The organism is Kitasatospora sp. NPDC058184, from assembly GCF_042883725.1.
Lineage (GTDB): Bacteria > Actinomycetota > Actinomycetes > Streptomycetales > Streptomycetaceae > Kitasatospora.
In genome coordinates, this window is sequence record NZ_JBHVVE010000025.1 from 1 (window position 1) to 25,450 (window position 25,450).

Sequence of the window (25,450 nt, forward strand, 5' to 3'; positions counted from 1 at the left end):
GGAGAGGGGCGTGACGGGTGATTTTCAGACTGCCAACGATCTGAACGCCCCACCTCCAGGGTTGGCAGTCTGAAAATCATCCAGCCCCCGGAGCGGCCCCCCCCGGAGCCACCCCCGGCCCCCCACCCTCCCGAAAGCCCACCCCCACAGAAGACCCCCGCAGAGCCCGCTCCAAGTCCCGCAGAGCCTGCCCCACCAACCGAACCCCCGCCCGCACCACATCCCGCTGCACCCCCGCCGGCGCCCCCGCCAACCCCTCCTCCAACCGCGCCTGCGCATCCCGCACCGCCCCGAACTCCACCGCCTGCCCCGTCAGCAGCGCCGCCGCCGCGAGCGCCGTCGCCAGCCGCAGCTCCTCCGCGTACTCCCCGGTCCCCGGCACGGGCTCCGCGTCCGCCGCCGGCAGGTGGGCCTCCAGCAGCACGGCCGCCCGCCCGAGCGCCCCGACCGCCGCCCGGGCCCGGTCGATCTGGCGCCGGCTCACCCCGGCCAGTCCGGTCTCGTGCCGTCCCGGTTCGGCGTCGGCCCGCTGCATCGCCTGGATCAGTTCGGACCGCGCCTCCCGCGAGTCCAGCAGCGCGCTCCGCACGACCCGCCCGCGCGGCGCCGCCGGCTTCTCGTAGCAGGCGATCACCGCTCCCGCGTACCGTCCGGCGGCCGCCAGCCACTCGGCGAGCCGTTCGCCGAGCCGGGCGGTCTGCCAGGTCGGGAACAGCGCGTACGTGACGAGCGCGATCGACCCGCCGAGCAGGGTGAGCCCGACCCGTTCGAAGGCCGTCACCAGCGGGTTGCCCTCCTGCAGCCCGAGCAGGAACACCACGTACGTGGAGATCCCGACGGTGGTGAGCGCGTACCCGGTGCGGAACGCGAGGTACGCCCCGCCGATGCAGACCACCGCCAGCGCGGCCAGCACCCATTCCCCGGGGTGGAGCAGCTGCACCACGAGCGTCGAGACGGCGACTCCGACCACCGTCCCGGCCAGCCGGGCGACGCCCCGGCTGTAGGTCTGCGCGAAGTCCGGCCGCATCACCATCGCGGCGGTCATCGGCGCCCAGTACCCGTGGTGGAACCCGACGAGCCGGGCCAGCAGGTAGGCGACGGTGACCACCCCGGCGAGCCGGACGGCGTGCTGGAAGATCGCCGAGCGCGCGTGCAGCTGCCGCCGGACGGCCCGCGCCGCGACCGGCAGCATCCGGGCGATGGTGGGCTTGCGCAGCGCCCCGCCGGCCCCGACCACGGGCGTGGTGATGGTGTCCTCGTCGTTGCGGTCCAGGGTGTCCGCGGCCTTGCGCAGCAGCCCGCCGAGCCGCCGGGCGGAGCGCCGGGCCGCGCCCTGGAGCCGCGGCCCGTCGTCGGAGCCGACCAGGGTGAGCGAGGGCGCGGAGCGGGGGAGCCGGACCGGGTCCCCGGTGCGGATCGCCCGGGCGAGGGCGTCCATGACCTCGGCGGCGGCCGCCAGCACCTCCCGGGCCCGGTCCCGTTCGGGCCCTTCCTCGGGGGCGCCCACCTTGGGGTCGGCGAGTGCGGCGAGGGTGGGCCGGATGCGCTCGGCGATGCCGCGCAGGCCGCGCAGCTCGGGCGGCCGGTGGCGGTCCTGCCAGGGGGTGAGGGCGGCCGCGTGGCGGGCCGTCATGAACGGTTCCGGGTCCACGTGCGCGGTCGGGTCCTGCCGCAACCGCCGGGCGTAGTCGGCGAGTTCGGCGTAGGTGTCGGCGAGGGCCTGCCGCTGGGCGGTCCAGCTGCCGATCGGCCAGACGGTGATGACGGTGGCCTGGACGACCCCGCCGAGGGCGGCGACCAGCCCGTGGCTGAGCGCGGTGACGGTGCTGACGGGGAGCTGGACGACGATCAGCATCACCGAGACGGTGTTGGTGGCGACCACCCCGGCGGTGGGCCCGATCGCCCAGGCCAGCCCGGCGCCGAAGGCCCACACCGCGAGCAGTACCGGGAACAGTCCGGGGACGCCGGCGGCCAGGTAGCCGAGGAAGGTGCTGATGCCGAGTCCGGCCCCGGCCGCGACGGCGAGGCTGGCCCGGGGCCGGAAGCTGCGCTGGAAGGTCGCCGAGCCGGCGATGAACGCGCCCATCGCGGCCGAGGTGGCGAGCGCGACCCCGCCGAGCGCGAGGGTCGGGAAGAGCACCAGCGCCACCGCGACCGCCCCGCGCACCGCCCGCTTGGGGTCGGTGAGCGCCCGGTCCAGGGTGAGCCCGGTCCGCGCGGTGTCACGAAGTGCGGCGAACCAGGACATAGCGCCATCCTAGGGCGTGATCTCCGGGGCCGGGCCCGACCTTCGGCGGAGCCGCGCCGCCACCCACAGCAGGGCCCCGGTCGGCAGGAAGACCGCGTCCGCCGCGATCATCGCGAGCGAGAACACCGGCAGCCCGAGCACCACCGCGATCCCCGCGTGCTCCAGCACCATGACGGCCAGCAGGACGTTCTTGACCCGCCGGTTGACCAGCGTGAACGGGAACGCCACCTGGAGGACCACGGTGCCGTACGAGACCAGGAAGACCGGCAGCAGCGCCGAGCCGACCAGCGCGGACAGCCCCGGCCAGGGGGCGAAGTAGTCCAGGTGCAGCGGGTAGTACAGCGCGGTGCCGTCCTGCCAGCGCGAGCCCTGCACCTTGTACCAGCCGGCCGTGGCGTAGATCAGCACCACCTCGACGGCGATCACCAGCATCGCGCAGTTGTGCACCATGGTCGCCAGCGCGTCGAGCACCGCCCGCGGCTCGCCGTCCGGCCGCAGCCGGCCGAGCGCCCACCAGAGCCCGGCCACCGCCCAGAGCCCCCAGAACAGCGGCGACCAGCCGAGGTACGGGAAGGCCCGGTCGGTCCAGGTCAGGGTGTCGCCCGCGAAGCCGCCGAACTGACAGGCCGCCAGGACGGCTCCGAGCACCGCCCAGAGCACCACCCCGGTCCGCCCCGGCCGGGGCCTTCGGGCGTCCAGCGACCAGACCTCGGCGCAGCGGGTGAAGACCAGGTAGACCGCCATCAGGTGGACGACGTTGTCGCCGCCGTCGCCGAGGAAGACGTCGCGGTTCTGCAGGGACAGCACGGTGACCAGGAACAGCACGGTGCTCGCCCTGGTCCGCCAGCCCAGCAGCACGGCCAGGGCGGCCAGCACCGCCAGGTGGTAGACCAGCTCGAACCAGAGCCGCCCGCCGAACCAGGGCAGCACGGTGAGCGCCCCGTTGTCGGCCAGCAGCCGCTGGGCCAGCTCCGTCGACCAGGGGGACCGGTCGCCGTACAGCACCCGCCGGTGGGGCCACTCGCGCAGCAGGTAGGCCAGCCAGACCAGCCCGAAGCCGATCCGCACCACCGCGGCCTGGTGGCGGCCGAGCACCCGCCCGGTGAAGGCCTCCGCCGCCCGTCCGAGCGGCGCCCGCGGCCCGCGCGCCTGCCGCGTCTCCCGCACCGCACCGGGCTCCGCCGCCCGCCCGGCCCCGGCCTGCCGCGGCACACCGCCGGACGGCACCGCCGCACCCGGCGGCAGCGCCCCGTCGGCCCGTACCGTCGCCTCGTTCATCCGAGCAGCCCCCGGTAGTCCTCGTCCGCCACCGGCCACCACGGCAGCTCCCGCACCCGGGGCGCCGCCGGCGCGGGCTCGCCGCTCCAGGACGGCGGCGGGACGGTGACCGCGGTCGAGCGGAACTGGATCTCCAGGACCCGTTCGCCGTCCGCCTCCCGGCCGATCCGCTGCAGGGCGATCCGCTTGAGGTATTGCTCGGCGAGCCGGCCGCGCGGGGAGGCCGGGCTCTCGTCCTGCGGGTTGTGCGTGCCGTCGTAGAAGTCCCAGGCCCGGCGCAGCAGGTTCTGGTCGACGTGGCTGGGCGCCGGGTTGCCCCCTATCGCGGCGATGTCCTGCGCGGTCAGCCCGATCCAGTCCCCGGTACGGGTGGCCCCGGCGGGCGCGGCGGTGCGGACCCGGGCGTCCACGCTCACGTTCTGCTGGAGCGGGTTGGGCGCGAACAGCTTCCAGTTCTGCTCGAACTCCGGGTACACCAGGCCGTCGACCTCGTCCCGGTACTGCCGGGACACCGAGTTGGCGGGCGCGACGTGCAGGAAGACCGCGGCGAGGAACAGCCCGGTGCCGCCGGCCAGCACCGCCCCGGCGAAGCCGAGGACCAGCTGCGCGGGCCTGGACCAGGCCCGTCCGGCAGCCGGCCGGTCCGTCGTCTCGGTCATGGCCTCCCCCGACCGGTCGGCGGGCACCGCCGGCCCGGTGCCGGCGCGCTCGCGCGCGCCCATCCTGCCCTAAGGGCCGTGGGGCGGGGGCCGTCAGAGGACGAAGGCCTCCTGGCCGGTGCTGCTCACCATCGGACGGCCCGCACCCTGCCAGGCGTACATCCCGCCGTCCACGTTCACGGCCTCCCGGCCCTGCTGCACCAGGTACTGGACGACCTGCGCGGAGCGGCCGCCGACCCGGCAGAGCACGTACAGCTTCTCGTCCGGCAGCTCGCCGAGCCGGGCGATCACCTCGCCGATCGGGATGTGCAGGGCGCCGTCCACGTGGCCGGCGTCCCACTCGTCCTGTTCGCGCACGTCCAGCAGGGCGGCGTCGGCGGGCACGGCGGCGGCGTCGGCGGAGGGGATCTGCGGGAACATCGTGTGGCTCTCCTGGGATTCGGTCGGGTGCGTGCCATTGTCGCCCACCGGCGCCGTGCCGTGGGCGCCGGAGGACGGGCCGTCCGCCGGGGCCGGGCCGCCGAGCAGCCGCGCCAGCTCGGCCTGCTGCCCGGCGGCCTTGGCCAGCAGCTCCTCGGCGAGCTGTTCCAGCAGCCGGTCCGGGTCCTGCGGGGCGAGGGCGAGCAGCTGCCCCATCGGGGTCTGCTCCAGCCGGACCTGCTCGGCGGCGGTCTCGGCGATCTTGGCGGTCAGCCAGTCCAGCCGGCGGCGCAGCCAGTCCGAGCGGTCGGGGGAGTCGACGGCGGGCGCGGCCTCCGGCGCGGTGGACCACTCGGCGGCCAGGGCCCCCAGCGCGCCCGCGTCCCCGTACGCGTAGGCCTCGTTGACCCGGACCAGGAAGGCGGCCCGGCGCTGCTGCTCGCCCGGGTCGGTGGTCAGGTCGGGGTGGGCGCGGCGGACCAGCTCGCGGTAGATCCGCTGGGCCTCCTTGCCGGGCCGCACCCGCTCCGGCGCGGCGGGCGGCGGCGGGGCCGGCTCGCCGTCCTGGCCGGTCTGCTCCCGCACCGAGTCGAACAGCGCGTCCAGGTCGGGCAGTTCGTCGACCTGCCGGCGCGCCTCGGCGGCCCGGCGCAGGTCCTCCGGCAGGCCGGTGCGGGCCGCCACGGCCTCGGCGACCAGCGCGTCCAGCTCGTCCAGCCGGGCGTAGAGCGGGCCGAGCAGCTGGTGGTGGATCAGCGCGAAGTTGTCGATCTCGACCCGCAGCGTCTGGACGTCCACGTCCATGCTGAGCCAGGCCAGCTCGGCGGCGGCGACCCGCTCCTCCAGTGCCTGCTGCTCCGGGTCCGTCCAGCGGGCGGGGCTCTGCGCGCTCAACTTCTCGCCTCTGTCTCGTCCGGCCGGCGGCGTCCTGCGGACCACTCGTACGGGCGGTCCGGCCTGCCACCCTACCGCCGTGATCGCGGGCCCCGTCCGGGTGAACCGGGGGTACGGACCGGCGCGCGGCGCGCGACACGCAACCGATCCTGAGGAATCTCCCCGTTTCGGTGTCGAGCCCGGCCCGGTCCGTGCTTCGCTGGTATCCGCACAGCGTGCCTTCCTCCGGAGAGACGGCCGCCCCGGGCGCGGCGGCCAGGCGGGAGCAGAGCGAATCCATGGTGGCCGAGTCCAACTCCACACCGCGGCCGGCGGGCGACGGAACCGCGCCGGGCGACCACCCGACGGGGGTGGCCGCCCTGGTCCGGCTCGCCCCCGTCCTGGTCGACCGGTCCGGCCGGATCGCGCAGTGGGGGCGGGCCGCCGAGGAGCTCTTCGGCCACCGCGCCGACGTCGCCCACGACCGCCCGGCCTCCGGCCTGCTGCCCGCCCTGGAGTCGCGGGTGCTCGAACGCTGCTCCGTCCGCCGCCCCTGCGACGCGTTCGACACCCTCGCCGAACGGACCGCCGACGGCCGCCCCTGGATCGGAAGGCTGACCGTCACCGACCGCGAGGAGCACCAGCGCGACGTGCTCTGGTGGGCGTACCCGCTGCCCGGCCCGGTCGGCGGGCTGCTGGCGCTGGCCGCCGACGCCCGCCCGCTGCGCGCCACCGGGCCGCGGCTCGCGCTCGGCGAGCGGCTGCTCCCCTTCGCCGCCGCGCCCGGCGTCCGGGGCGGCTTCCACGCCCTGGCCGCGGCGCTCACCCCGGCCGGCCTGCCGGTGCCCGAGCCGCTGGTCCGGCTGCTGCCCGCCGCCCACCGCGCGGCGCTGCTGGCCGCGCTGGAACGGGGCGGACTGCCCGCCCTGCGGCTGGACCCGGCCACCGTGCTGCCGGTGCTGCCCGCCGACGCCCAGACCGGCAGGGCGCAGGCGGCCGCCGGCCTCGGCCGCCGCTACCCGACGCCCCAGCAGCGGGTCGCCCGGGTCGGCCCGCCGCCGCAGCCCGAGCAGGGCGCGCCCGGCCGCCGTCCGCCCGGCCCGCTGCCCGTCCAGCGCGAGACCCCGGACCGCCCCGCCGCCCAGCCCGCGGCCCCCTCCGCCGTCCGGCCGGTGGCCGCCGTCGGCGGCGGCTCGGCGGGCGCCGGCCCGTCCGTCCCTCCCCCCGCCTCCGGCCGGGAGGTACCCCCGCCCACCGCAGGAGCCGCAGCCATCGAGCACGCCACCGTCGAGCCGTCCGCCACCGGCCGTCCGCCGCTGCGCACCGACCAGGCCCCGCCCGCCACCGTCCCGGTCCCCGCCCCCGCGGGCGGCGAGGGCCCGACCGGCGGCCGGCTCGGCCCGTTCCTCACCAACGGGCAGGCCGGCGAGCAGCTGGCCCTGCTGAACGAGGTCGGCGGCAAGGTCGGCACCACGCTGGACCTCGGCTTCACCGCCCACGAGCTCTGCCAGGTGCTGGTCCCCCGGGTCGCCGACTTCGCCTGCGTGGACCTGGTGGACGGACTGATCTCGGACTCCGAGCTGCCGGCCGCCCGCCCGGACGACGACACCATGCTGCGCCGGGTCGCCCTGGTCTACAACGAGACCGGCGGCGTCTGGGACCACGTGCTCTCCGAGGGCTCGCTGGTCAGCATGCCCCGCCGCACCCCGCCCGGGATGGCCCTCCAGCTGAACCAGCCGGTGCTGGTCCCGGTGGTCAGCCCGGACGTCGCGGTCGACTACGCGATCGCACTCGGCGACGCCCGGCTGACCCCGGTGGTCACCGGCCGCTCGATGCTGGTCGTCCCGCTCTCCGCCCGCGGCACCGTGCTGGGCATCCTCAAGCTGCTCCGGCTGCCGGACCGCGCGCCCTTCGACGAGAGCGACGCCGCGACGCTCAAGGAGCTGGCCGTCCGCGCCGCGCTGTCGCTGGACAACGCCCGGCTGCACCGCGCCGAGGCCAGGGTCGCCACCACCCTGCAGCGCTCGATGATCCCGACCCGCCCGCCGCAGATCCCCGGCGTGCAGATCGCCCACCGCTACCTGCCCGGCGACCCCAAGGCCGAGGTCGGCGGCGACTGGTTCGACGCGATCCAGCTGCCCGGCAGCCGGGTCGCCCTGGTGGTCGGCGACGTGATGGGCCACGGCATCCACTCCGCCGCCGCGATGGGCCGCTTCCGCACCGCGATGCAGACCCTCGCCGCCCTGGACCTGCCGCCCGGCCAGCTGCTGCGCCACCTGGACAACCTGGCCCACAAGCTCGGCGACGACCACCTCGCGACCTGCCTGTACGCGGTCTACGACCCGATCAACCGGACCTGCGAGCTGGCCAGCGCCGGCCACGTCCCGCCCGTCCTGGTGCACCCGGACGGCACCGGCGAGCTGCTGGAGATCCCGGCCGGCGCGCCGATCGGCGTCGGCGGGGTGCCGTTCGTCGCCAAGACCATCGACGTCTCGGACGGCTCGATGCTAGTGCTCTGCACCGACGGCCTCGTCGAGGTCCGGGGCGGGGACATAGGAGCCGGCCTGGCCGCGCTCTGCGGCAACCTGATCGACCCCCGGGAGAGCCCCGAGCAGGCCTGCGACGTGGTGCTGCGCCGGCTGCACTCGGACGACCGCAAGGACGACGTCGCCCTGCTGGTGGCCCGCTTCGACGGGGTCGCCCCGTCCGAGGTGGCCACCTGGGACCTCACCGTGGACCACCGCGAGGTCGGCCGGGCCCGCTCGCTGGTCCGCGAGCAGCTGGCCGGCTGGCACCTGGAGGCGCTCAGCGACACCACCGAGCTGCTGGTCAGCGAGCTGGTGACGAACGCCGTCCGGGTCGCCCGGGACACCGTGAAGCTCCAGCTGATCCGGGTGGACAAACTGCTGGTCGAGGTCAGCGACGACAACCACAACCTGCCCTCGCTGGAGCCGGCCGAGCAGCTCGGCGAGACCGGCCGCGGCCTCACCCTGGTCACCAAGCTCGCCGAACGCTGGGGCACCGCCCGCAAGGCGGTGGGCAAGGTGGTCTGGTTCGAGCTCCCGCTCCCGCACGCCTGACGGCCGCACCGACGGGCCCCGGACGTCGAACGGCCGCGTACGGACACCCGTACGCGGCCGGCTTGAGCGCGGTCGGCGCCCGTCAGGGGATGACGGCCCCCGCCGAGGTGCGTCGACGGGCCTCCACCGCGACCTCCCGCGAGGCGGCCGCGGCCACCGAGGCGGCGGCGCCGACCCCGGCCAGCACCCGCGGCCAGAAGTCCCCGAAGACCTCGACCGAGACGGCGATCAGCAGCGCGGTGATCACCGCGACCACGTGCTCCAGACCGGCCAGGTTCGGCAGCACGACCGCCTCGCCGATCATCACCGCCACCACCAGGCCGGCGGTGAGCCAGGCCCGGCAGCGGAACGCGATGCAGATCGCCAGCGCCACCACCGCGGCCGAGGGCCCGGTGTCCCGCACGTAGGCGACCCACTTCGGGAAGCCGAACAGGTGGTGCGGCCCGATCGCCACGCCGACCCGGGCGAACAGCGTGCCCGCCAGGGTGCAGGTGTAGGCGACCACCAGGGTCATCCGCCGGCCGAGCACGATCTCGGCGATCGAGAAGACCACGAACACCTGGGCCAGCGCCCCCCAGACCGGAAGGTCCAGCGCCGGCACGTACAGCGAGAGCGGGGTCCGCAGCAGCGAGACGTCCAGCGGCAGCGCCGCCCGCACCACCCCGATGTTGTTCACGAAACGCTCGCCGCCCGGCAGGTGCTGGACGACGCTGAACAGCAGGATCAGAAACGTCGCGACGGTGGCCAGGGGAACGGCGGCGAACTTCTTTCGCACCACCGCGTCCCGGACCGTCGCGAACAGCGTTCCCCACTCGGCGACAGCGGCCGCTCCGGCGATTGCCAGCGGCCCCTTTCGCACGCCCCCCGCGTGGGTCCTGTGCATCACAACAGTTTCTCCGAATCCCCGAACGCTCTACTACTCCAACATTAGAAGCCAGTTAACAAAGCCACATCGGCACGGATGGGGAGTCGGGTCATCCTCTGGGGGGAGGCAATCCCCCCATCAGCCCCCCAATTCGACCGGCCGGTCCCCTCCGCCCCCCGACGGAGGGCTACCCCTTCCCGTCCCGGGCCGCCACCGGGACCCGCGGCGCCACCACGGCGGCCCGGGCGTGCCGGCGGCGGAACAGGGCGGGCAGGCTCGGCGCGACGATGAAACCCTCGGCGCGCGCGCTCGCGATACCGATCCGCGGAATCTCGCTGCTCTTCTCGAAGAGCAGGTAACGCGGTTCCCAGATCGGGCGGTACTTGGCATTGGCGCGGTACAGCGACTCGATCTGCCACCAGCGCGAGAAGAATCCCAGGATCGAGCGCCACAGCCGCAGCACCGGGCCGGCGCCGAGGCGCGAACCGCGCTCGAAGACGGAACGGAACATCGCGAAGTTCAGCGACACCCGCTTCAGCCCGACCTCGTCGGCGCGCTGCAGCAGCTCGATGACCATGAACTCCATCAGGCCGTTCTCGGTGTCCCGGGCCCGGCGCATCAGGTCCAGCGAGAGCCCGTCCGGGCCCCACGGCACGAAGCTCAGCAGCGCCTTGAGCTCGCCGTCCCCGTCGTGGCACTCCAGCATCACGCAGCGGCCGTCGCCAGGGTCGCCGAGCCGGCCGAGCGCCATCGAGAAGCCGCGCTCGGTCGCCCCGTCGCGCCACTCGTCGGCCTTGGCCACCAGCTCGGCCATCTCCGCCTCGGAGATGTCCTCGTGCCGGCGGATCCGCACCGTGTACCCGGCCCGCTTGACCCGGTTGTAGGCCTGCCGGACCACCCGCATCGCGCGGCCGTCCAGCGAGAACTCGTCCAGCTCGACGATCGCCTCGTCGCCCAGCTCCAGCGCGTCCAGCCCGTGCCGGGCGTAGATCACCCCGGCCTCCTCGGAGGCGCCCATCACGGCCGGCGCCCAGGCGTGCTCGCGGGCCTCGGACAGCCAGGCGTCGATCGCGCCCGGCCAGGCCTCCGGGTCCCCGATCGGGTCGCCCGAGGCGAGCGAGACGCCGCCGATGACCCGGTAGGTGACCGCCGCCTTGCCGCTGGGGGAGAAGACCACCGCCTTGTCCCGGCGCAGCGCGAAGTAGCCGAGCGAGTCCCGCTCGCCCTGCTTGTCCAGCAGGCCGCGCAGCCTGGCCTCGTCCTCGGCGGTGAGCAGCTCCTTGCCGCGCGGGCTGCGGAAGGCGACGTACAGCACCAGCAGGAAGAGCACCGCGCCCATCGCGTTGATCGCGGCGTTCACCCAGGTCGGCGCGGCGATCACCGAGCGCAGGTGCTCGGTCGGGGTGATCGTGATCATCCGGCCGACCGAGTACCGGAACAGGTCCCAGAAGCCGGCGCCGGAGAGCTCGTTGGTCATCCAGACCAGCAGCGCGCCGACCCCGCCGCCGAACGCCAGCCCGCCGACGAAGGTGGCCGCCGCGGTCTTCGGGTTGGAGCTGTCGCCCTTGGACGTGAACTCCTTCCGCCCGACCAGCAGCGCCAGGACGAACAGGCAGGTCAGGACGGTGGAGAAGTAGTTGAGCGGGTGCCTGTTGAAGCGCTCGTCCGGCACCAGCATGAACGCCAGGTAGAGCAGCGCGAAGAGACCGCCGAGCGCCGTGTTGAAGATCCAGGCGGCCCGCTTGCGCCGCCGCATCGCGATCGCGAGGAAGACCGACAGCACCGCGCTGGCCAGCCCGGAGGTCATCAGGTACGGGGTGAAGTACTCACCCTCGTTGTGCTCGCTGACCTGGTTCCGGAAGGGCACCAGCAGGACCGTCGCCACGTTCAGCAGCGCGATCAGCCGCAGGTACCAGACGGAGGCCGCGGCGGCCCTCGGACGCCAGCGCCCGGGCTCGTCGACGGGCCGGGGCCCGGGGGACGTGGCGGACGGCTCCGACTTCACAGTGGACGACACAGCTCAATTCCAAACGATCAGATGGTGGGGCGCATCCGCGAACGGCCCGGCGCCGGGCGCCCGCTCGGGCCCGACGGACTGACCGGCGACCTCGCCCGGCCGACCGCCCGAAATGGAGAAGCGGCCGGAAAAGAGTCAGCCAACTCCATGTTTCCCCACCCAGCCTGAGAATTGCGTGAACCGGGTAGCGGATTCCCACCCCCGCCGAACGGCGGGGGTGACCGCCCGCCGCACGTTCGGCACCCCGCCCCGCCTACCCCTACCCTCGAAACGACCCACGCGGACCGCCCCGACCCGGCCGCCCGAACCGAGGAGGCACCATCACCACCACCCGCGTGCTGATCGTCGACGACGAGATCCTGGTCCGCTCCGGCCTGGGGCTGATCGTCGGCTCCGCCGCCGACCTGGAGGTGGTCGGCGACTGCTCCGGCGGGCAGGCCGAGGAGCACGTCCAGCGGCTGCGCCCGCACGTGGTGCTGCTCGACATCCGGATGCCCGACCTCGACGGCATCTCGGTGCTGCGCCGCCTGCGCGCCCTGCCCGACCCGCCCGCCGTGGCGATGCTCACCACCTTCGACACCGACGAGTACATCGGCACCGCGCTGCGGGCCGGCGCGGCCGGCTTCCTGCTCAAGGACACCGCCCCCGACCAGCTGGTGCACGCCGTCCGGGTACTCGCGGCCGGCGGCAACATCCTCTCCCCGACCGTCACCCGCACCGTGATCGGCGGCTACGTGGACGGCGGCGGCCCGGACGCCGAGGCCACCGCGCTCGCCCGCACCCTCACCGGCCGCGAGCTGGACGTGCTCTCGCTGCTCGGCGAGGGCCTGTCCAACGCCGAGATCGCCGACCGGCTGTTCCTCGGCACCGGCACGGTCAAGGACCACATCAGCGCGATCCTCGGCAAGCTCGGCGCCGCCAACCGGGTCCAGGCCGCCGTCCTGGCCCACCGGGCCGGTCTGGTCCGGCCCAAGCCCGGCGACGGGGCATGACGACCGCCGACCAACTGCCGTCCCGACGGCTGCCGGCCTGGTGCACCGCCCCCTGGCTGATGCTGCTGCTGCCCGTCCTGTACGGCCTGCTGGACGCCGCCCTGGTGGCCCGGGAGGCCGCCTGGTGGCAGGTGGCGCTGTCCACGCTGGCCGCCGTCGCCCTGTTCTGGCGCCGCCGCTTCCCGGTGGTGGCACTGCTCCTCACCATGCCGGGCAGCTGGGTGGACGAGATCTGGCTGGCCCCGATCACGGCCGTCTACTCGGTGGCCGCCGAGCGCCCCCGCCCCCGGGTCGTGATCCCCTGCGGCGTCCTGTTCGCGCTGGTCGAGTTCTTCCACTGGCCGCTGCCCCAGGACGTCCTCGACCTCAGCCGCGCCACCGCGCTGGACGCCATCCAGGCCGTGATGCTGGCGGCCGGCCCGGCCGCCACCGGTCTGCTCGCCCGCACCCGGCGGGAGCTGGCCGCCCGGCTGGACGAGCTGACCCGCGGCCAGGAGCGGGAGAGCCGGCTGCTGGCCGAGCGGGTGCTGATCAGCGAGCGCGGCCGGCTGGCCCGGGAGATGCACGACGTGGTCTCGCACCAGGTCAGCCTGATCAGCATCCAGGCGGGCGCGCTCCAGGTGAGCAGCCCCGACCCGGCCGCCGTGACCGCCGCCCGCACCATCCGCGAACTGTCCGTACGGACCCTGGACGAGCTGCGGCAGATGGTCGGGGTGCTGCGCGGCACCGGCGGACTGCCGGACGCCCCGCTCGCCCCGCAGCCCCGGCTGGCCGACCTGCCCCGGCTGATCGAGCAGAGCGGCCTGGCCGCGGACACCGAGCTGGTCCCCGGCGACCGCCCGTGGCCGGAGGCGGTCGAGCGGGCCGCCTACCGCACCGTCCAGGAGGCGCTCACCAACATCACCAAGTACGCCCCGGAGGCGGCGGTGCACGTCCGGGTCCGGGCGAAGGGCCGCCGGCTGCGGGTCGAGGTCCGCAACGAGGCCCCGCCGGTGCGGCCGGCCGAGACCCTGCCGGGCGGCGGCCACGGCCTGGTCGGCCTGCGCGAGCGCGCCCAGCTGCTGGGCGGCACCCTCACCGCGGGGCCGACCCAGGACGGCGGCTTCGAGGTCCGCGCCGAACTCCCGGCCAGCCGCGGCTGATCCCGCCCGCCCCCGAAATCCACGCCACCGGGGAGCGGACGACAAAAAAGCCCCGCAGATCCGTAGATCTGCGGGGCTTCGCTGTGCGCGAGGGGGGAGTTGAACCCCCACGCCCTTTCGGGCACTGGAACCTGAATCCAGCGCGTCTGCCTATTCCGCCACCCGCGCATGGGTGTTGTCCTCGTTGCCGACCGGTCTTCCGAACCACTCGGTACCATCGGTACTTCGCGCTTCCTGGACCGGCCTCCCTTTCGGGCGGCCCTTCCGACATGGAAAACATTAGCACGACCTGGGGGGCTGCTCCGAATCCGTTGTCCGGGGAGGCCCACGGCACCCGAACCGATGCCCGACGCACGCCCGTGCGACTGCCGGAAGGGTGCTCCGACGGGCACACCTGGCGTGCCGTACCCGACATGCGTCACCCTGTGTGTCCGAGCCCACCCCCGGGCACCACACGGTCCGGGAACCGTACGGAAGGGCCCGGCGTGGATACGATCAGTACGGAAGTACCGCAAGTAGGAGGCGCGACCGGGTCCCGGGCGGGATCCGGCCGGCAGGCAGGCGAACGAACCCTGGAAGGGGGTGCCCCATGGGAGTGCTGAAGAAGTTCGAGCAGCGGCTCGAGGGTCTCGTCAACGGCACCTTCGCCAAGGTGTTCAAGTCCGAGGTCCAGCCCGTGGAGATCGCCGGAGCGCTGCAGCGCGAGTGCGACAACAACGCGAGCATCTGGAACCGCGACCGCACCGTCGTGCCGAACGACTTCATCGTCGAACTGAGCCCGCACGACCACGAGCGGCTGAGCCCCTACTCCGGGCAGCTCGGCACCGAACTGGCCGGCATGGTCCGCGAGTACGCGGAGGCCCAGCGGTACACCTTCATGGGCCCGCTCCAGGTGAACCTGGAGAAGGCCGACGACCTGGACACCGGGCTGTACCGGGTGCGCAGCCGCACCCTCGCCGCCGAGGAGCCCCCGCAGCAGCAGCAGTACGCGCCGCCGCAGCCCGGCTACGACCGTGCGCCGGCCGCCCCGGCCCCCGGCGCACCGTGGCAGCAGCCCGGCGCCGGCCAGTACAACGCGCCCCCGCCGCCGGCCGCGCCCCCCGCGATGCCCCCCGGTCAGCCGGCGCCCGCGGGCGGCAACGTCCGGGCGTTCCCCGGCGCGGGCCACGGCGGCGCCGGGACGCGCCGCTGGATCGAGGTGAACGGCGCCCGCCACCAGATCACCGGCTCGGCCTGCGTGCTCGGCCGCTCGACCGAGGCGGACGTGCGGATCGACGACCCCGGGGTCTCCCGCAAGCACGCCGAGATCCGGCCCGGCACCCCTTCGATGGTGCTCGACCTGGGGTCCACCAACGGCATCGTGGTGGACGGACAGCACACCCAGCGCGCTACGCTCCGCGACGGCTCGCGAATCGTCGTGGGCTCCACCACCATCGTCTACCGGCAGGTCGAAGGGTAGTGTCCGAATTGTTCGCGCGCCTCGCTCACCGACTGGCGGGACGGTCATGTCAGAACTGACCCTCACGGTCATGCGGCTGGGCTTCCTGGCCGTGTTGTGGCTGTTCGTCATCGTCGCGATCCAGGTGATCCGCAGCGACCTGTTCGGCACCAAGGTGAACCCGCGCTCCTCCCGTCGGGGCGCGAGCGCCACGACCGGCGGCGGCGCGGCCACCTCGACCGCCGCACGCGCCGCGGCGCCGACCCAGGCCGGCCCCGCGGCGGCCCAGACCCAGGGCGGCGGCGGGCGCCGCCGCGGCGGTCCGACCCAGCTCGTCGTGGTGCAGGGCTCGCTGGCCGGCACCACGGTGGCGCTCCAGGGCCAGACCATCACGCTCGGCCGCGCGCACGACTCCACCATCGTGCTGGACGACGACTACGCGTCCTCCCGGCATGCCAGGATCTATCCGGATCAGACTGGGCAGTGGACGGTCGAGGATCTAGGCTCCACCAACGGCACCTATCTGGACCGGCAGCGCCTGACCGCGCCCACTCCGCTCCAGCCGGGCATGCCGATCCGTATCGGCAGGACCGTCATCGAACTGCGGAAGTAGTAGCGCATGAGGGACAGCATCCCGTCCATGACCCAGAGGGGGGCACAGGTCGCATGACCCTGGTGCTGCGCTTCGCCGCCGGCTCCCACAAGGGACTGATCCGGGAGGGGAACGAGGACTCCGGCTACGCCGGGCCGCGGCTGCTGGCCGTGGCCGACGGCATGGGCGGCGCCGCGGCCGGCGAGGTCGCTTCCTCCGAGGTGCTCGGCTCGATCGTCCGGCTGGACGAGGACGTGCCCGGCCCCGACCTGCTGACCCTGCTGGGCGACGCCGTCCAGGGCGCCAACGACCGGCTCCGGCAGATGGTCGAGGAGGACCCGCAGCTGGAGGGCATGGGCTGCACGCTCACCGCCATGCTGTGGACGGGCCAGCGGATGGGCATGGTGCACGTCGGCGACTCCCGCGCCTACCTGCTGCGCGACGGTTCCCTGGTGCAGATCACCCAGGACCACACCTGGGTGCAGCGCCTGGTCGACGAGGGCCGGATCACGCCCGAGGAGGCCGAGACCCACCCGCAGCGCTCGCTGCTGATGCGGGCGCTGGACGGCCGCGGCCAGGTCGAGCCCGACCTGTCGATCCGCGAGGTCCGGGCCGGCGACCGCTACCTGATCTGCTCCGACGGCCTCTCCGGCCCGGTCAGCCACCAGACCCTCCAGGACACCCTCGGCAGCTACTACGCGCCCGAGCAGACCGTGCAGGAGCTGATCCAGCTCGCGCTGCGCGGCGGCGGTCCCGACAACATCACCTGCATCGTGGCGGACGTCATCGACGTCGGCGCCACGGACACCATGAGCGGCCAGTTCAACGACGTCCCGGTGGTGGTCGGCGCGGTCGCCGACGCCCCGCCGTCCTCGGCCGCCGCCGACCGCTCGATCGCGGACACCCCGGCCGGCCGCGCCGCCGGCCTCGGCCGCGGCCCGCAGGGCGCCTTCGGCCCGGCCGAGGGCTACGCGGAGGGCTTCGGCCCCGCGCAGAACGGTTTCGGTCCCGCCGAGGGCTACGAGGGCGAGTACGGCCCCGGCTCCGGCGAGCCCTCGGTGTACGGCACCGAGGACTTCGACGAGGAGCGGCCCTCGAGGCGCAAGCGCAAGGGCCTGACGGTCTCGCTGGCCGCCCTGGTCACGCTGGGCCTGCTCGGCGGCGCCGGCTACTTCGGCTACCAGTGGACCCAGGACCAGTACTACGTCGGCACCCAGGACGACCACGTCGCGATCTACCAGGGCATCAACCAGAACCTGGCCGGGGTGAGCCTGTCCTCGGTGCACTCCTCGTACAGCAGGATCCAGCTGAAGTGGCTGCCCGAGGACCAGCAGGTCCACGTGAAGAAGACCATCTCGGTCGGCAGCATGAAGGACGCCCAGTCGACGGTCAACGAGCTCGACGGCTGGGTCCAGCTCTGCCAGAAGGCCGCCAAGGCGACGGCCCCGGCCGTACCGCCCGCCACCCAGGCGACGCAGGCCGCGTACCTGGCCAGCACGCCCACCCCGACCGAGAAGAACCGCGGTCCGGCCGCCACCACGCCGACCACCGCGCCCCCGGCCTCGCCGACCGCCCCGACGGCACCCGCCCCGGCGCCGAACGCGACCCCTCCGGCCACCGGCGCGCAGGGCGACCAGGCCCCCCCACTGACCGAAGAGGAACTCAGCCGGGCCAACTCCTGCCCGAAGCAGTGACGTCCGTGATCCGACATAGGACCGCCCCGAGCGGGTTTGCCGGCCGTCAGGGAGCGGTCACCACGTGAGCAGCTACGACCTGAGCCAGGAAACCACCCGGTCCGGCCGACGCCGGGCGGCGGCCGAACGCACGATCCCCCGTCGGCGGGGCAACACCACGATCTCCCCGCAGGAGGCACCGAACCGGCGCAACACCGAGCTGGCCCTGCTGGTCTTCGCGGTGCTGCTGCCGGTCCTCGCGTACGCCAACGTCGGCCTCGCGATGGACGCCAAGCTGCCCGCGGGCATGCTCGGCTACGGGCTCGGCATGGGCGCCCTGGCACTGGTCGCGCACCTGCTGGTGCGCCGCTTCGCGCCGTACGCGGACCCGCTGATGCTGCCGATCGCCACCCTGCTCAACGGCCTCGGGGTGGTGATGATCTGGCGGCTGGACAAGGCGGGCAAGCTGCTCCGGGGCAACTACCCGGCGGCCGAGAACCAGCTGATGTGGTCGGCCCTCGGGATCGCCGGCTTCATCGGGGTGATGGTGCTGCTGAAGGACCACCGGGTGCTCCAGCGCTACACCTACATCTCGATGGTGGTGGCCCTGGTCCTGCTCGCGGCGCCGGCCTTCTTCCCGTCCCGGGCGGAGGACTTCGGCGCCAAGATCTGGATCCGGATGGGCAGCTTCTCCATCCAGCCGGGCGAGTTCGCCAAGATCGTCCTGACCGTGTTCTTCGCCGGCTACCTGATGGTCAAGCGGGACGCCCTGGCGCTGGCCAGCCGCCGGTTCATGGGCCTGTACCTGCCGCGCGGCCGCGACCTCGGCCCGATCATCGTGATCTGGCTGCTCAGCCTGCTGATCCTGATCTTCGAGAACGACCTGGGCACGTCCTTCCTGTTCTTCGGCCTGTTCGTGGTGATGCTCTACGTCGCCACCGAGCGGACCAGCTGGATCCTGTTCGGCCTGCTGATGTCGGTCGGCGGCGCGGTCGCGGTCGCCTCGACCGCGAGCCACGTGAAGGTCCGCATCGACGCCTGGCTCGACCCGATGGCCGCCTTCGGCGCCAACCCGCCGAAGGGCGCCACCGAGCAGATCGGCCAGTCGCTGATGGCGCTCGGCTCCGGCGGGGTCACCGGCTCCGGCCTGGGCCAGGGCCGCTCCTGGCTGATCGCCTTCGCCGCCAAGAGCGACTTCATCCTGGGCTCGTTCGGCGAGGAGCTCGGGCTGACCGGCCTGATGGCGATCTTCCTGCTGTACGCCCTGCTGGTGCAGCGCGGCCTGCGCACCGCGCTCGCCGCCCGCGACCCGTTCGGCAAGCTGTTCGCCGTCGGCCTCTCCTCGGCGATGGCGATCCAGGTGTTCGTCGTGGCCGGCGGTGTCACCGGGCTGATCCCGCTCACCGGTATGACCATGCCGTTCCTCGCGCAGGGCGGTTCGTCCGTGGTCGCCAACTGGGCGCTGGTCGCGATCCTGCTGAAGATCAGCGACAGCGCCCGCCGACCGGGGGCCGAACCGGCCCCGGCCACCGAGGGCCAGGAGGGACCAGCCCGATGAACAAGCCGATCCGCCGGGTATCGATCTTCTGCCTCGTCCTGATCCTGGCCCTGATGGTGCGCACCAACTGGGTGCAGGGCGTCCAGGCCGAGTCCTGGGCCACCAACAAGAACAACAAGCGCCAGCTGTACGACCGGTACGCCCACCCGCGCGGCAACATCATCGTCAGCGGCCAGCCGGTCACGAAGTCCGACTTCGTCAACGGCCTGCGCTACAAGTACAAGCGGTCCTGGGTCGACGGCCCGATGTACGCCCCGGTGACCGGCTACTCCTCCCAGGCCTACGGCTCCAGCCAGCTGGAGAACCTGGAGGACGGCATCCTCTCCGGCACCGACGACCGGCTGTTCTTCCGCAACACCCTGGACATGCTGACGGGCGAGCAGAAGCGCGGCGGCGACGTCGTCACCACCATCAACGCCAAGGTGCAGAAGGCCGCCTTCGACGCGATGGGCAACAAGAAGGGCGCGGTGGTCGCGCTCGACCCGAAGACCGGCGCGATCCTGGGCCTGGTCTCCACCCCGTCCTACGACCCGGGCACCTTCGCCGGCGGCGAGACGGCCGACCAGAACGCCTGGAAGGCCCTCGACGCGGACCCGAACAAGCCGACGCTCAACCGGGCGCTGAAGGAGACCTATCCGCCCGGCTCGACCTTCAAGCTGGTCACCGCGACCGCGGCGTTCGAGAACGGCCGCTACCAGAGCATCGACGACGCCACGGACACCCCGGAGCCGTACGTCCTGCCCGGCACGACCACCCAGCTGAAGAACGAGAGCCCGAACGAGCGCTGCGAGAACGCCACGATCAAGTCCGGGATGGACCAGTCCTGCAACACGGTCTTCGCCAAGATGGGCGCGGACCTGGGCAAGGAGCGGATGCGGGCGCAGGCCGAGAAGTTCGGCTTCAACAGCACGATCGACACCCCGGTCCGCTCCGAGAAGAGCGTCTTCCCGGACAGCTCGAGCCCGGACGGCACCGCCCAGGACTCGATCGGCCAGCACGACACCCGCGCCACCCCGCTCCAGATGGCCATGGTCTCCGCCGCGATCGCCAACAACGGCAGCCTGATGCAGCCGTACATGGTCGACCAGGAGCGCTCGGCCACGCTGACCACCGTCTCCAAGCACACCGAGAAGCAGTTCTCCCAGGCGATGAGCCCGGCCACCGCGCAGAAGATGCAGGACCTGATGGTCTCGGTGGTCGAGAACGGCACCGGCACCAACGCCAAGATCCCCGGCCTGCAGGTCGGTGGCAAGACCGGCACCGCGCAGCACGGCGAGGACAACGCCGGGCTCCCGTTCGCCTGGTTCACCTCCTGGGCGAAGACCCCGGACGGCCAGTCGGTCGCGGTCGCGGTGGTGGTCGAGGACGGCTCCCAGAACCGCGACGGCATCAGCGGCGGCCGCCTCGCCGCCCCGATCGCCAAGGCGGTGATGCAGGCCGCACTCGGCAAGTAGGAGCGCGGGTCCGGGGTGAGGGGAATGTCACGATGGGCAGCCCCGTCCGGATACCGGTCTGGTATCGGCCGACGGCTGACTCCGGTCCGCTGCGGTCCGACCGGTAGCGTATCCGCCAGCAGCGGGTGTGCCCGTTGCCGCCCGCGAGGCACCGCACGGCCCGGCCGGAGAACCGGTCGCGGACCGCGCGGCGTCACCCAGAGCGTGCGGGGACACCTACGTCACAACCTCACCGGCGGGTGAGGGAGAGGGTCGGAACTATGGAAGAGCCTCGTCGCCTCGGCGGCAGGTACGAGCTCGGCGGCGTCCTCGGACGCGGCGGCATGGCCGAGGTGTACCTCGCCCATGACACCCGACTCGGCCGCTCCGTCGCTGTGAAGACGCTCCGGGCCGACATGGCCCGGGATCCGTCGTTCCAGGCCCGGTTCCGCCGCGAGGCGCAGTCGGCGGCGTCCCTGAACCACCCCGCCATCGTCGCCGTGTACGACACCGGCGAGGACTACATCGACGGCATCTCCATCCCGTACATCGTGATGGAGTACGTCGAGGGGTCCACGCTGCGCGAGCTGCTGCACTCCGGCCGCCGGCTGCTGCCCGAGCGCGCGCTGGAGATGACCATCGGCATCCTCCAGGCCCTGGAGTACTCGCACCGGGCCGGCATCGTGCACCGCGACATCAAGCCGGCCAACGTGATGCTGACCCGGCAGGGCAACGTCAAGGTCATGGACTTCGGCATCGCCCGTGCGATGGGTGACGCCGGGATGACCATGACGCAGACCTCGGCCGTCATCGGCACCGCCCAGTACCTCTCCCCCGAGCAGGCCAAGGGCGAGCAGGTCGACGCCCGCTCCGACCTCTACTCCACCGGCTGCCTGCTCTACGAGCTGCTGACCGTGCGCCCGCCGTTCGTCGGCGACTCGCCCGTCGCGGTGGCCTACCAGCACGTCCGGGAGGAGCCGCAGCCGCCGTCGGTCTTCGACCCCGAGGTGCGCCCCGAGGTCGACGCGATCGTGCTGAAGGCGCTCGCCAAGGACCGCGACTACCGCTACCAGAGCGCCGACGAGATGCGCGACGACATCGAGCGCTTCCTCGACGGCCTGCCGGTGGCCGCCGCCCAGCAGGCCGCGTACGGCATGGGCCCGGGCGGCTACGGCTACGACCAGAACGGCTACCCGCAGCAGCACGACCCGTACGGCCAGACCAACGTGCTGCCGCAGCAGCCCGGCGGCCCGACCACCGTCCTGCCGCAGGCCTCCGGGCAGCCCGGCTACGGGCAGCAGGGCGGCTACCAGGACGACGGCTACGGCCAGACCTACGCCGGCCAGGCGGGCGGCAACGACGGCTACGACGACGGCTACGGCCGCGGCGGGGGCCGGCGGGGCGAGGACCCGCCGAAGAAGAGCAACACCTCCTGGATCGTGCTGGCGGTGGCCGCCGTGCTGGTCCTGGTCGGCACCTTCTTCGTCGCCCAGGCGATGTTCGCCGACAAGGGCACCAAGGAGACCGCGAAGGTCACCGCGCCGAACCTGGTCGGCAAGACCCTGGCGGAGGCCAAGACGGCCGCCGCCGCGGCCGGTGCCAAGCTCGTGGTGACCGAGGGCGACAAGATCGCCTGCCCGGACACCAACATCAAGAAGGACCAGGTCTGCACCCAGACCCCGCAGTCCGGCACCCAGGTCGCCGAGACCTCCACCATCACGGTGCAGGTCTCCTCGGGCCCGGCCAAGGCGCAGGTCCCCGGTGTGGTCGGCAAGCCCAAGGACCAGGCCACCAAGGCGCTCGCCGACCTCGGCTTCACCAACGTGACCACCGAGTACAAGGACGACGACACCGCCGCGCAGGACACCGTCACCGCCCAGGACCCGGCGCCCAACGCGGCCGTCGACCCGAGCGCCCCGATCAAGCTGACCGTGTCGCAGGGCAAGGCCAAGGTGACCGTCCCGAACGTGGCCGGGGCCCAGAAGGAGGACGCGCAGGCGACCCTCCAGGGCCTCGGCTTCCAGGTGGACGTCTCGAAGACCGCCCCGGCCCCCGACCCGAGCAAGGTCAACACCGTCGCCTCGCAGTCGATCCCGGCCAACACCAAGGCCCCGGCCAACAGCAAGATCTCGCTGACGATCTTCAAGGCGCAGGACAAGCCCCAGGTCCCGCCGCTGGCGAACGTCAAGCTGGGCGCCGCCGCGGACCAGCTGAAGGCGCTCGGCCTGACCTACGTCGTGGTCAGCGGTCCCCCGGACCCGAACGCGACGATCCTCCAGAGCAACCCGCCGGCCGGCACCCAGGTCGACCCGAACACCCAGATCCAGCTCTACACCAAGGCGGCCGAGCCCCCGAAAGGGAGCGACCCCACCACCACACCCCCCAAAGGGGACCACTAGGCCTCCGGTATTCCCCTGGTTCGGCTGAGCCGGGGAACGAGCAGCACGGAGCACGCCCGAGGGCCCGCCGCGACGAACGCGGCGGGCCCTCGGGCGTTCCGTACGGGCTCCAGGAGGCCCGTGGGCGGCTTCAGGAGTGCCGCAGCTCCGGCGGCGGGGTGCGCTTGGCGTCCATGTCGTCCACCCGCACCAGGCTCCCCCAGACGGCCATCCGGTAGCGCGAGGTGTACACCGGCGTGCAGGTGGTCAGGGTGATGTAGCGGCCGGGGCCCTCGTAGCCGGAGCGGGCCGGGACGGGCGCCACGATGCCGGTGTCGTACTTGGACGTCTCCGCCAGGGTGCTGTCGACCTTGTAGACGTACCACTTGTCCCGGGTCTCGACCACGACGGCGTCGCCCCGGTGGACGGCGTCCAGGTCGTGGAACTTGGCGCCGTGGCCGTCCCGGTGGGCGGCCAGCGCGAAGTTGCCCTGCTGGTCCCACGGCATCGCGGCCCGGTACGGCTGCTCGTAGACGCCCGCGACGCCGTCGTCCAGGACCTCGGTGGAGGTGCCCATCCGGATCAGCACCTGGTAGTCCCGGCCCATCGCCGGGACGTGCAGGAAGCCGACGTCGTCCCCGGCCGCGAACTGCTTCGGCACGGACCCGGGCTCGGCACCGGGGGCGCCGGGAGCAGCGGACGCGCCGGGGGCCGGGGCGGCGCCGGGCGTCGCCCCGGGGCCGGGGCGCGGGCCCGCGGCCCAGCTGCCGCGCAGCCGGTCGGCGGCCGCCGAGGCCGAGCGGTCCGCCTGCACGTTGGTCCACCAGAGCGAGTAGCCCACGAACAGGCCGAGCACCAGGCCCATGGTGATCAGCAGCTCGCCGAAGACCCCGAGCGCGGCCAGCGCCCGGCTCCGGCCCCGCCCGGCCCGCGGCTCGGGCGGGGCGAAGGCCTCCTGCGCCGGTTCGGCCGATCGCGCGCTCTCGTCCTGCATCTGCGGTGCTCCCCCTCCGGGCCGGGCGGCCGGGCGGCTACCCGCCCGTGATCGCGGCCGGCTTGCCCTGGGCACGCGGCCGTTCCTCGATCATCTTGCCAAAGACGATGAGGCGGAACTTGGAGGTGAACTCCGGCGTGCAGGTGGTCAGGGTGATGTAGCGGCCCGGACCGGCGTACCCCGCGCCGTTCGGCACCGGCTTGATCACGCTCACGTTGTTGGGGGAGGTCTCCGGGATGCCCCCGGTGACCTCGTAGGTGTAGTAGCCGGCCGCGGTCTCCACCACGATCTTGTCGCCCTTGCCGAGCTGGTTGATGTACCGGAACGGCTCGCCGTGGGTGTTGCGGTGGGCGGCCAGCGCGAAGTTGCCCGCCTTGTCGCCCGGCATCCCGGTTCCCGTGTAGTGGCCGACCAGGCCGTTGTCGAGCACCCCCGACTTGGAGGTGCCCTCGGCGATCGGGAACTTCAGCCCCAGCTTGGGCAGGTAGATGATGGCGAAGCCCTTGCCGGGCTCGAACACCTCGGGCTTGTCCGGCGCCGGGGCCGGCTGCCCCGGCTGGACGGGCGCGACGGCCGCGTTGAACTGCTGCTCCAGCTGGTTGCGGGCCCCGTCGGCGGCCGCGTCGGCCTGCACGTTGGTCCACCAGAGCTGGTACGCGACGAAGAGCAGCATCACCACGCCGAGCGTGATGCACAGCTCGCCGACGCTCCGGGCGGCCACCACGAGCACGGACTCCCGGGGGCGCACCCGCCCGGCGCCGCGGCCGTTCGACCGGCGCCGGCCGCTGCCGGAGCGCAGCGAGGTGCGGCCCTGGGCGGCGCGGCGGCGCTCGGCCCGGCCACCGGTGGGGGCCGGTTCGGCGGCCGGCGCGCCGAGGTCCAGGGGCAGCCGCAGCTGGAGGGTCTGGTCGGGCAGCCAGGGGTACTCGGGCCCGTCCACGATGGGCTCCTGGGCCTGCTCGTACACGCCCCAGGCGTCCTCGGGCACGGTCTGCACCGGGATCCCCTGCCGGTACGGCGCACCGCCGGTGCCGTCGCCCTGGCCCGGGTACCGGGGCCCGCCGTACTGCTGCGCGGTGCCGTACGGGTCCGCCTCCGGCTGGAAACGCCCCTCCGGACGCAGCGAGGTCACGCCGGTCAGCCCCGGCCGATCACCGGGGCGAGCCCGGCCGACCGGTCGACCGCCTGCGGGAAGCCGCACTCCGCGAGCCAGTTGGCGAGCATCCGGTGCCCGCCCTCGGTGAGCACCGACTCGGGGTGGAACTGCACGCCCTCGACCGGCAGTTCACGATGCCTGAGCCCCATGATCACGCCGCTCCCGGTGCGCGCGGTGACCACCAGTTCGGCCGGCACGGTGGCCGGCTCGACCGCGAGCGAGTGGTAGCGGGTCGCGGTCAGCGGCGAGGGCAGGCCCTCGAACACCCCGCCGTCCTCGTGCTCGACCGGCGAGGTCTTGCCGTGCAGCAGCTCGGGCGCCCGGCCGACCACGGCGCCGTACGCGGCCGCGATCGACTGGAGGCCCAGGCAGACGCCGAACACCGGCAGCCCGATCCGCGCGCAGTGGTGCACCATCTCGATGCAGACCCCGGCCTCCTCCGGGGCGCCGGGCCCGGGGGAGAGCAGCACCCCGTCGAAGCCCTCGTCGCCGGAGCGGCGGACGGCGTGCTCGACGGTCACCTCGTCGTTGCGCACCACCTCGCAGGTGGCGCCGAGCTGGTACAGGTACTGGACCAGGTTGAAGACGAAGCTGTCGTAGTTGTCCACCACCAGGATGCGGGGCGGAGTGGTCGGCCGGGTCGTCATGCGCGCG

At 73.6% G+C, this 25,450-nt stretch carries 18 protein-coding genes and 1 tRNA gene; 9 read left to right on the forward strand and 10 right to left on the reverse strand.

The window, feature by feature from the left end:
* Positions 1-76 precede the first annotated feature (76 nt).
* The 4 genes from ACFVXH_RS33775 to ACFVXH_RS33790 form a co-directional block, all read right to left on the reverse strand.
* Positions 77-2,248, reverse strand: coding sequence for an FUSC family protein (locus tag ACFVXH_RS33775; RefSeq protein ID WP_387829696.1), 2,172 nt, complete (start codon positions 2,246-2,248; stop codon positions 77-79).
* 9 nt (positions 2,249-2,257) lie between these two features.
* Complete coding sequence (locus tag ACFVXH_RS33780) at positions 2,258-3,526, reverse strand: HTTM domain-containing protein (RefSeq protein WP_387829698.1); 1,269 nt, start codon at positions 3,524-3,526, stop codon at positions 2,258-2,260.
* Complete coding sequence (locus ACFVXH_RS33785) at positions 3,523-4,185, reverse strand: DUF5819 family protein (RefSeq protein WP_387829700.1); 663 nt, start codon at positions 4,183-4,185, stop codon at positions 3,523-3,525. The genes ACFVXH_RS33780 and ACFVXH_RS33785 overlap by 4 nt, the downstream gene beginning before the upstream one ends.
* 93 nt (positions 4,186-4,278) lie before the next feature.
* The gene (locus ACFVXH_RS33790) at positions 4,279-5,499 is read right to left on the reverse strand and encodes a rhodanese-like domain-containing protein (protein ID WP_063780416.1); all 1,221 of its coding nucleotides are present in this window, start codon (positions 5,497-5,499) and stop codon (positions 4,279-4,281) included.
* Positions 5,500-5,714: 215 nt separating this feature from the next.
* Here ACFVXH_RS33790 and ACFVXH_RS33795 point away from each other — a divergent pair, with 215 nt between their 5' ends.
* Positions 5,715-8,558 carry a SpoIIE family protein phosphatase gene (locus ACFVXH_RS33795; protein ID WP_380777576.1) on the forward strand — a complete coding sequence of 948 codons (2,844 nt, stop codon included), beginning with the start codon at positions 5,715-5,717 and terminating at the stop codon, positions 8,556-8,558.
* Positions 8,559-8,640: 82 nt separating this feature from the next.
* On the opposite strand, the gene ACFVXH_RS33800 is transcribed toward ACFVXH_RS33795, so the two are convergent.
* A complete protein-coding gene (locus ACFVXH_RS33800) occupies positions 8,641-9,441 on the reverse strand; it encodes a hypothetical protein (protein WP_159028583.1) in 801 nt (266 codons plus the stop codon).
* 169 nt (positions 9,442-9,610) lie between these two features.
* Positions 9,611-11,440 (reverse strand): phosphatidylglycerol lysyltransferase domain-containing protein, encoded by a 1,830-nt coding sequence (locus ACFVXH_RS33805; protein ID WP_079272003.1) that lies wholly within the window; start codon positions 11,438-11,440, stop codon positions 9,611-9,613.
* Between the two features lie 338 nt (positions 11,441-11,778).
* On the opposite strand from ACFVXH_RS33805, the gene ACFVXH_RS33810 reads away from it, so the two are divergent.
* Positions 11,779-12,432 carry a response regulator transcription factor gene (locus tag ACFVXH_RS33810; RefSeq protein ID WP_234348583.1) on the forward strand — a complete coding sequence of 218 codons (654 nt, stop codon included), beginning with the start codon at positions 11,779-11,781 and terminating at the stop codon, positions 12,430-12,432.
* The gene (locus ACFVXH_RS33815) at positions 12,429-13,574 is read left to right on the forward strand and encodes a sensor histidine kinase (protein ID WP_049657015.1); all 1,146 of its coding nucleotides are present in this window, start codon (positions 12,429-12,431) and stop codon (positions 13,572-13,574) included. The genes ACFVXH_RS33810 and ACFVXH_RS33815 overlap by 4 nt, the downstream gene beginning before the upstream one ends.
* Before the next feature lie 84 nt (positions 13,575-13,658).
* Here the strand turns inward: ACFVXH_RS33815 and ACFVXH_RS33820 are convergent.
* Positions 13,659-13,742 (reverse strand) — tRNA-Leu (locus ACFVXH_RS33820).
* Positions 13,743-14,163: 421 nt separating this feature from the next.
* Here ACFVXH_RS33820 and ACFVXH_RS33825 point away from each other — a divergent pair.
* The 6 genes from ACFVXH_RS33825 to pknB all read left to right on the forward strand — a co-directional run bounded on the left by ACFVXH_RS33825 (position 14,164) and on the right by pknB (position 22,667).
* Positions 14,164-15,033, forward strand: a complete 870-nt coding sequence (locus tag ACFVXH_RS33825) for a DUF3662 and FHA domain-containing protein (protein ID WP_074001954.1) — start codon at positions 14,164-14,166, stop codon at positions 15,031-15,033.
* A 46-nt stretch (positions 15,034-15,079) separates the two neighbouring features.
* On the forward strand, positions 15,080-15,625 hold the full coding sequence (locus ACFVXH_RS33830) for an FHA domain-containing protein (RefSeq protein ID WP_074001953.1): 546 nt from the start codon (positions 15,080-15,082) through the stop codon (positions 15,623-15,625).
* Positions 15,626-15,678: 53 nt separating this feature from the next.
* On the forward strand, positions 15,679-17,298 hold the full coding sequence (locus ACFVXH_RS33835) for a PP2C family serine/threonine-protein phosphatase (RefSeq protein WP_074001952.1): 1,620 nt from the start codon (positions 15,679-15,681) through the stop codon (positions 17,296-17,298).
* 133 nt (positions 17,299-17,431) lie between these two features.
* Positions 17,432-18,835 carry an FtsW/RodA/SpoVE family cell cycle protein gene (locus tag ACFVXH_RS33840; protein WP_074002167.1) on the forward strand — a complete coding sequence of 468 codons (1,404 nt, stop codon included), beginning with the start codon at positions 17,432-17,434 and terminating at the stop codon, positions 18,833-18,835.
* On the forward strand, positions 18,832-20,289 hold the full coding sequence (locus ACFVXH_RS33845) for a penicillin-binding protein 2 (RefSeq protein ID WP_074001951.1): 1,458 nt from the start codon (positions 18,832-18,834) through the stop codon (positions 20,287-20,289). Before ACFVXH_RS33840 ends, ACFVXH_RS33845 begins: the two co-directional genes overlap by 4 nt.
* Before the next feature lie 260 nt (positions 20,290-20,549).
* Entirely contained in the window at positions 20,550-22,667 is a 2,118-nt protein-coding gene (gene pknB / locus ACFVXH_RS33850; RefSeq protein WP_074001950.1) for a Stk1 family PASTA domain-containing Ser/Thr kinase, read from the forward strand.
* Between the two features lie 130 nt (positions 22,668-22,797).
* On the opposite strand, the gene ACFVXH_RS33855 is transcribed toward pknB, so the two are convergent.
* From ACFVXH_RS33855 to ACFVXH_RS33865, 3 genes are read right to left on the reverse strand one after another with little or no spacing between them, the layout of a single operon-like run.
* Positions 22,798-23,640 carry a class E sortase gene (locus tag ACFVXH_RS33855; protein WP_074001949.1) on the reverse strand — a complete coding sequence of 281 codons (843 nt, stop codon included), beginning with the start codon at positions 23,638-23,640 and terminating at the stop codon, positions 22,798-22,800.
* A gap of 37 nt (positions 23,641-23,677) precedes the next feature.
* The gene (locus ACFVXH_RS33860; RefSeq protein ID WP_375877800.1) at positions 23,678-24,772 is read right to left on the reverse strand and encodes a class E sortase; all 1,095 of its coding nucleotides are present in this window, start codon (positions 24,770-24,772) and stop codon (positions 23,678-23,680) included.
* 5 nt (positions 24,773-24,777) lie between these two features.
* Positions 24,778-25,443, reverse strand: coding sequence for an aminodeoxychorismate/anthranilate synthase component II (locus tag ACFVXH_RS33865; protein ID WP_074002166.1), 666 nt, complete (start codon positions 25,441-25,443; stop codon positions 24,778-24,780).
* Between the last annotated feature and the right edge of the window lie 7 nt (positions 25,444-25,450).

Bases quoted from the DNA above. Each gene is read 5' to 3' on its own strand.
- ACFVXH_RS33775 (WP_387829696.1), bottom strand. From the start codon at position 2,248: ATGTCCTGGTTCGCCGCACTTCGTGACACCGCGCGGACCGGGCTCACC.
- ACFVXH_RS33780 (WP_387829698.1), bottom strand. From the start codon at position 3,526: ATGAACGAGGCGACGGTACGGGCCGACGGGGCGCTGCCGCCGGGTGCG.
- ACFVXH_RS33785 (WP_387829700.1), bottom strand. From the start codon at position 4,185: ATGACCGAGACGACGGACCGGCCGGCTGCCGGACGGGCCTGGTCCAGG.
- ACFVXH_RS33800 (WP_159028583.1), bottom strand. From the start codon at position 9,441: ATGCACAGGACCCACGCGGGGGGCGTGCGAAAGGGGCCGCTGGCAATC.
- ACFVXH_RS33815 (WP_049657015.1), top strand. From the start codon at position 12,429: ATGACGACCGCCGACCAACTGCCGTCCCGACGGCTGCCGGCCTGGTGC.
- ACFVXH_RS33825 (WP_074001954.1), top strand. From the start codon at position 14,164: ATGGGAGTGCTGAAGAAGTTCGAGCAGCGGCTCGAGGGTCTCGTCAAC.
- ACFVXH_RS33830 (WP_074001953.1), top strand. From the start codon at position 15,080: ATGTCAGAACTGACCCTCACGGTCATGCGGCTGGGCTTCCTGGCCGTG.
- ACFVXH_RS33835 (WP_074001952.1), top strand. From the start codon at position 15,679: ATGACCCTGGTGCTGCGCTTCGCCGCCGGCTCCCACAAGGGACTGATC.
- ACFVXH_RS33845 (WP_074001951.1), top strand. From the start codon at position 18,832: ATGAACAAGCCGATCCGCCGGGTATCGATCTTCTGCCTCGTCCTGATC.
- pknB (WP_074001950.1), top strand. From the start codon at position 20,550: ATGGAAGAGCCTCGTCGCCTCGGCGGCAGGTACGAGCTCGGCGGCGTC.
- ACFVXH_RS33855 (WP_074001949.1), bottom strand. From the start codon at position 23,640: ATGCAGGACGAGAGCGCGCGATCGGCCGAACCGGCGCAGGAGGCCTTC.
- ACFVXH_RS33865 (WP_074002166.1), bottom strand. From the start codon at position 25,443: ATGACGACCCGGCCGACCACTCCGCCCCGCATCCTGGTGGTGGACAAC.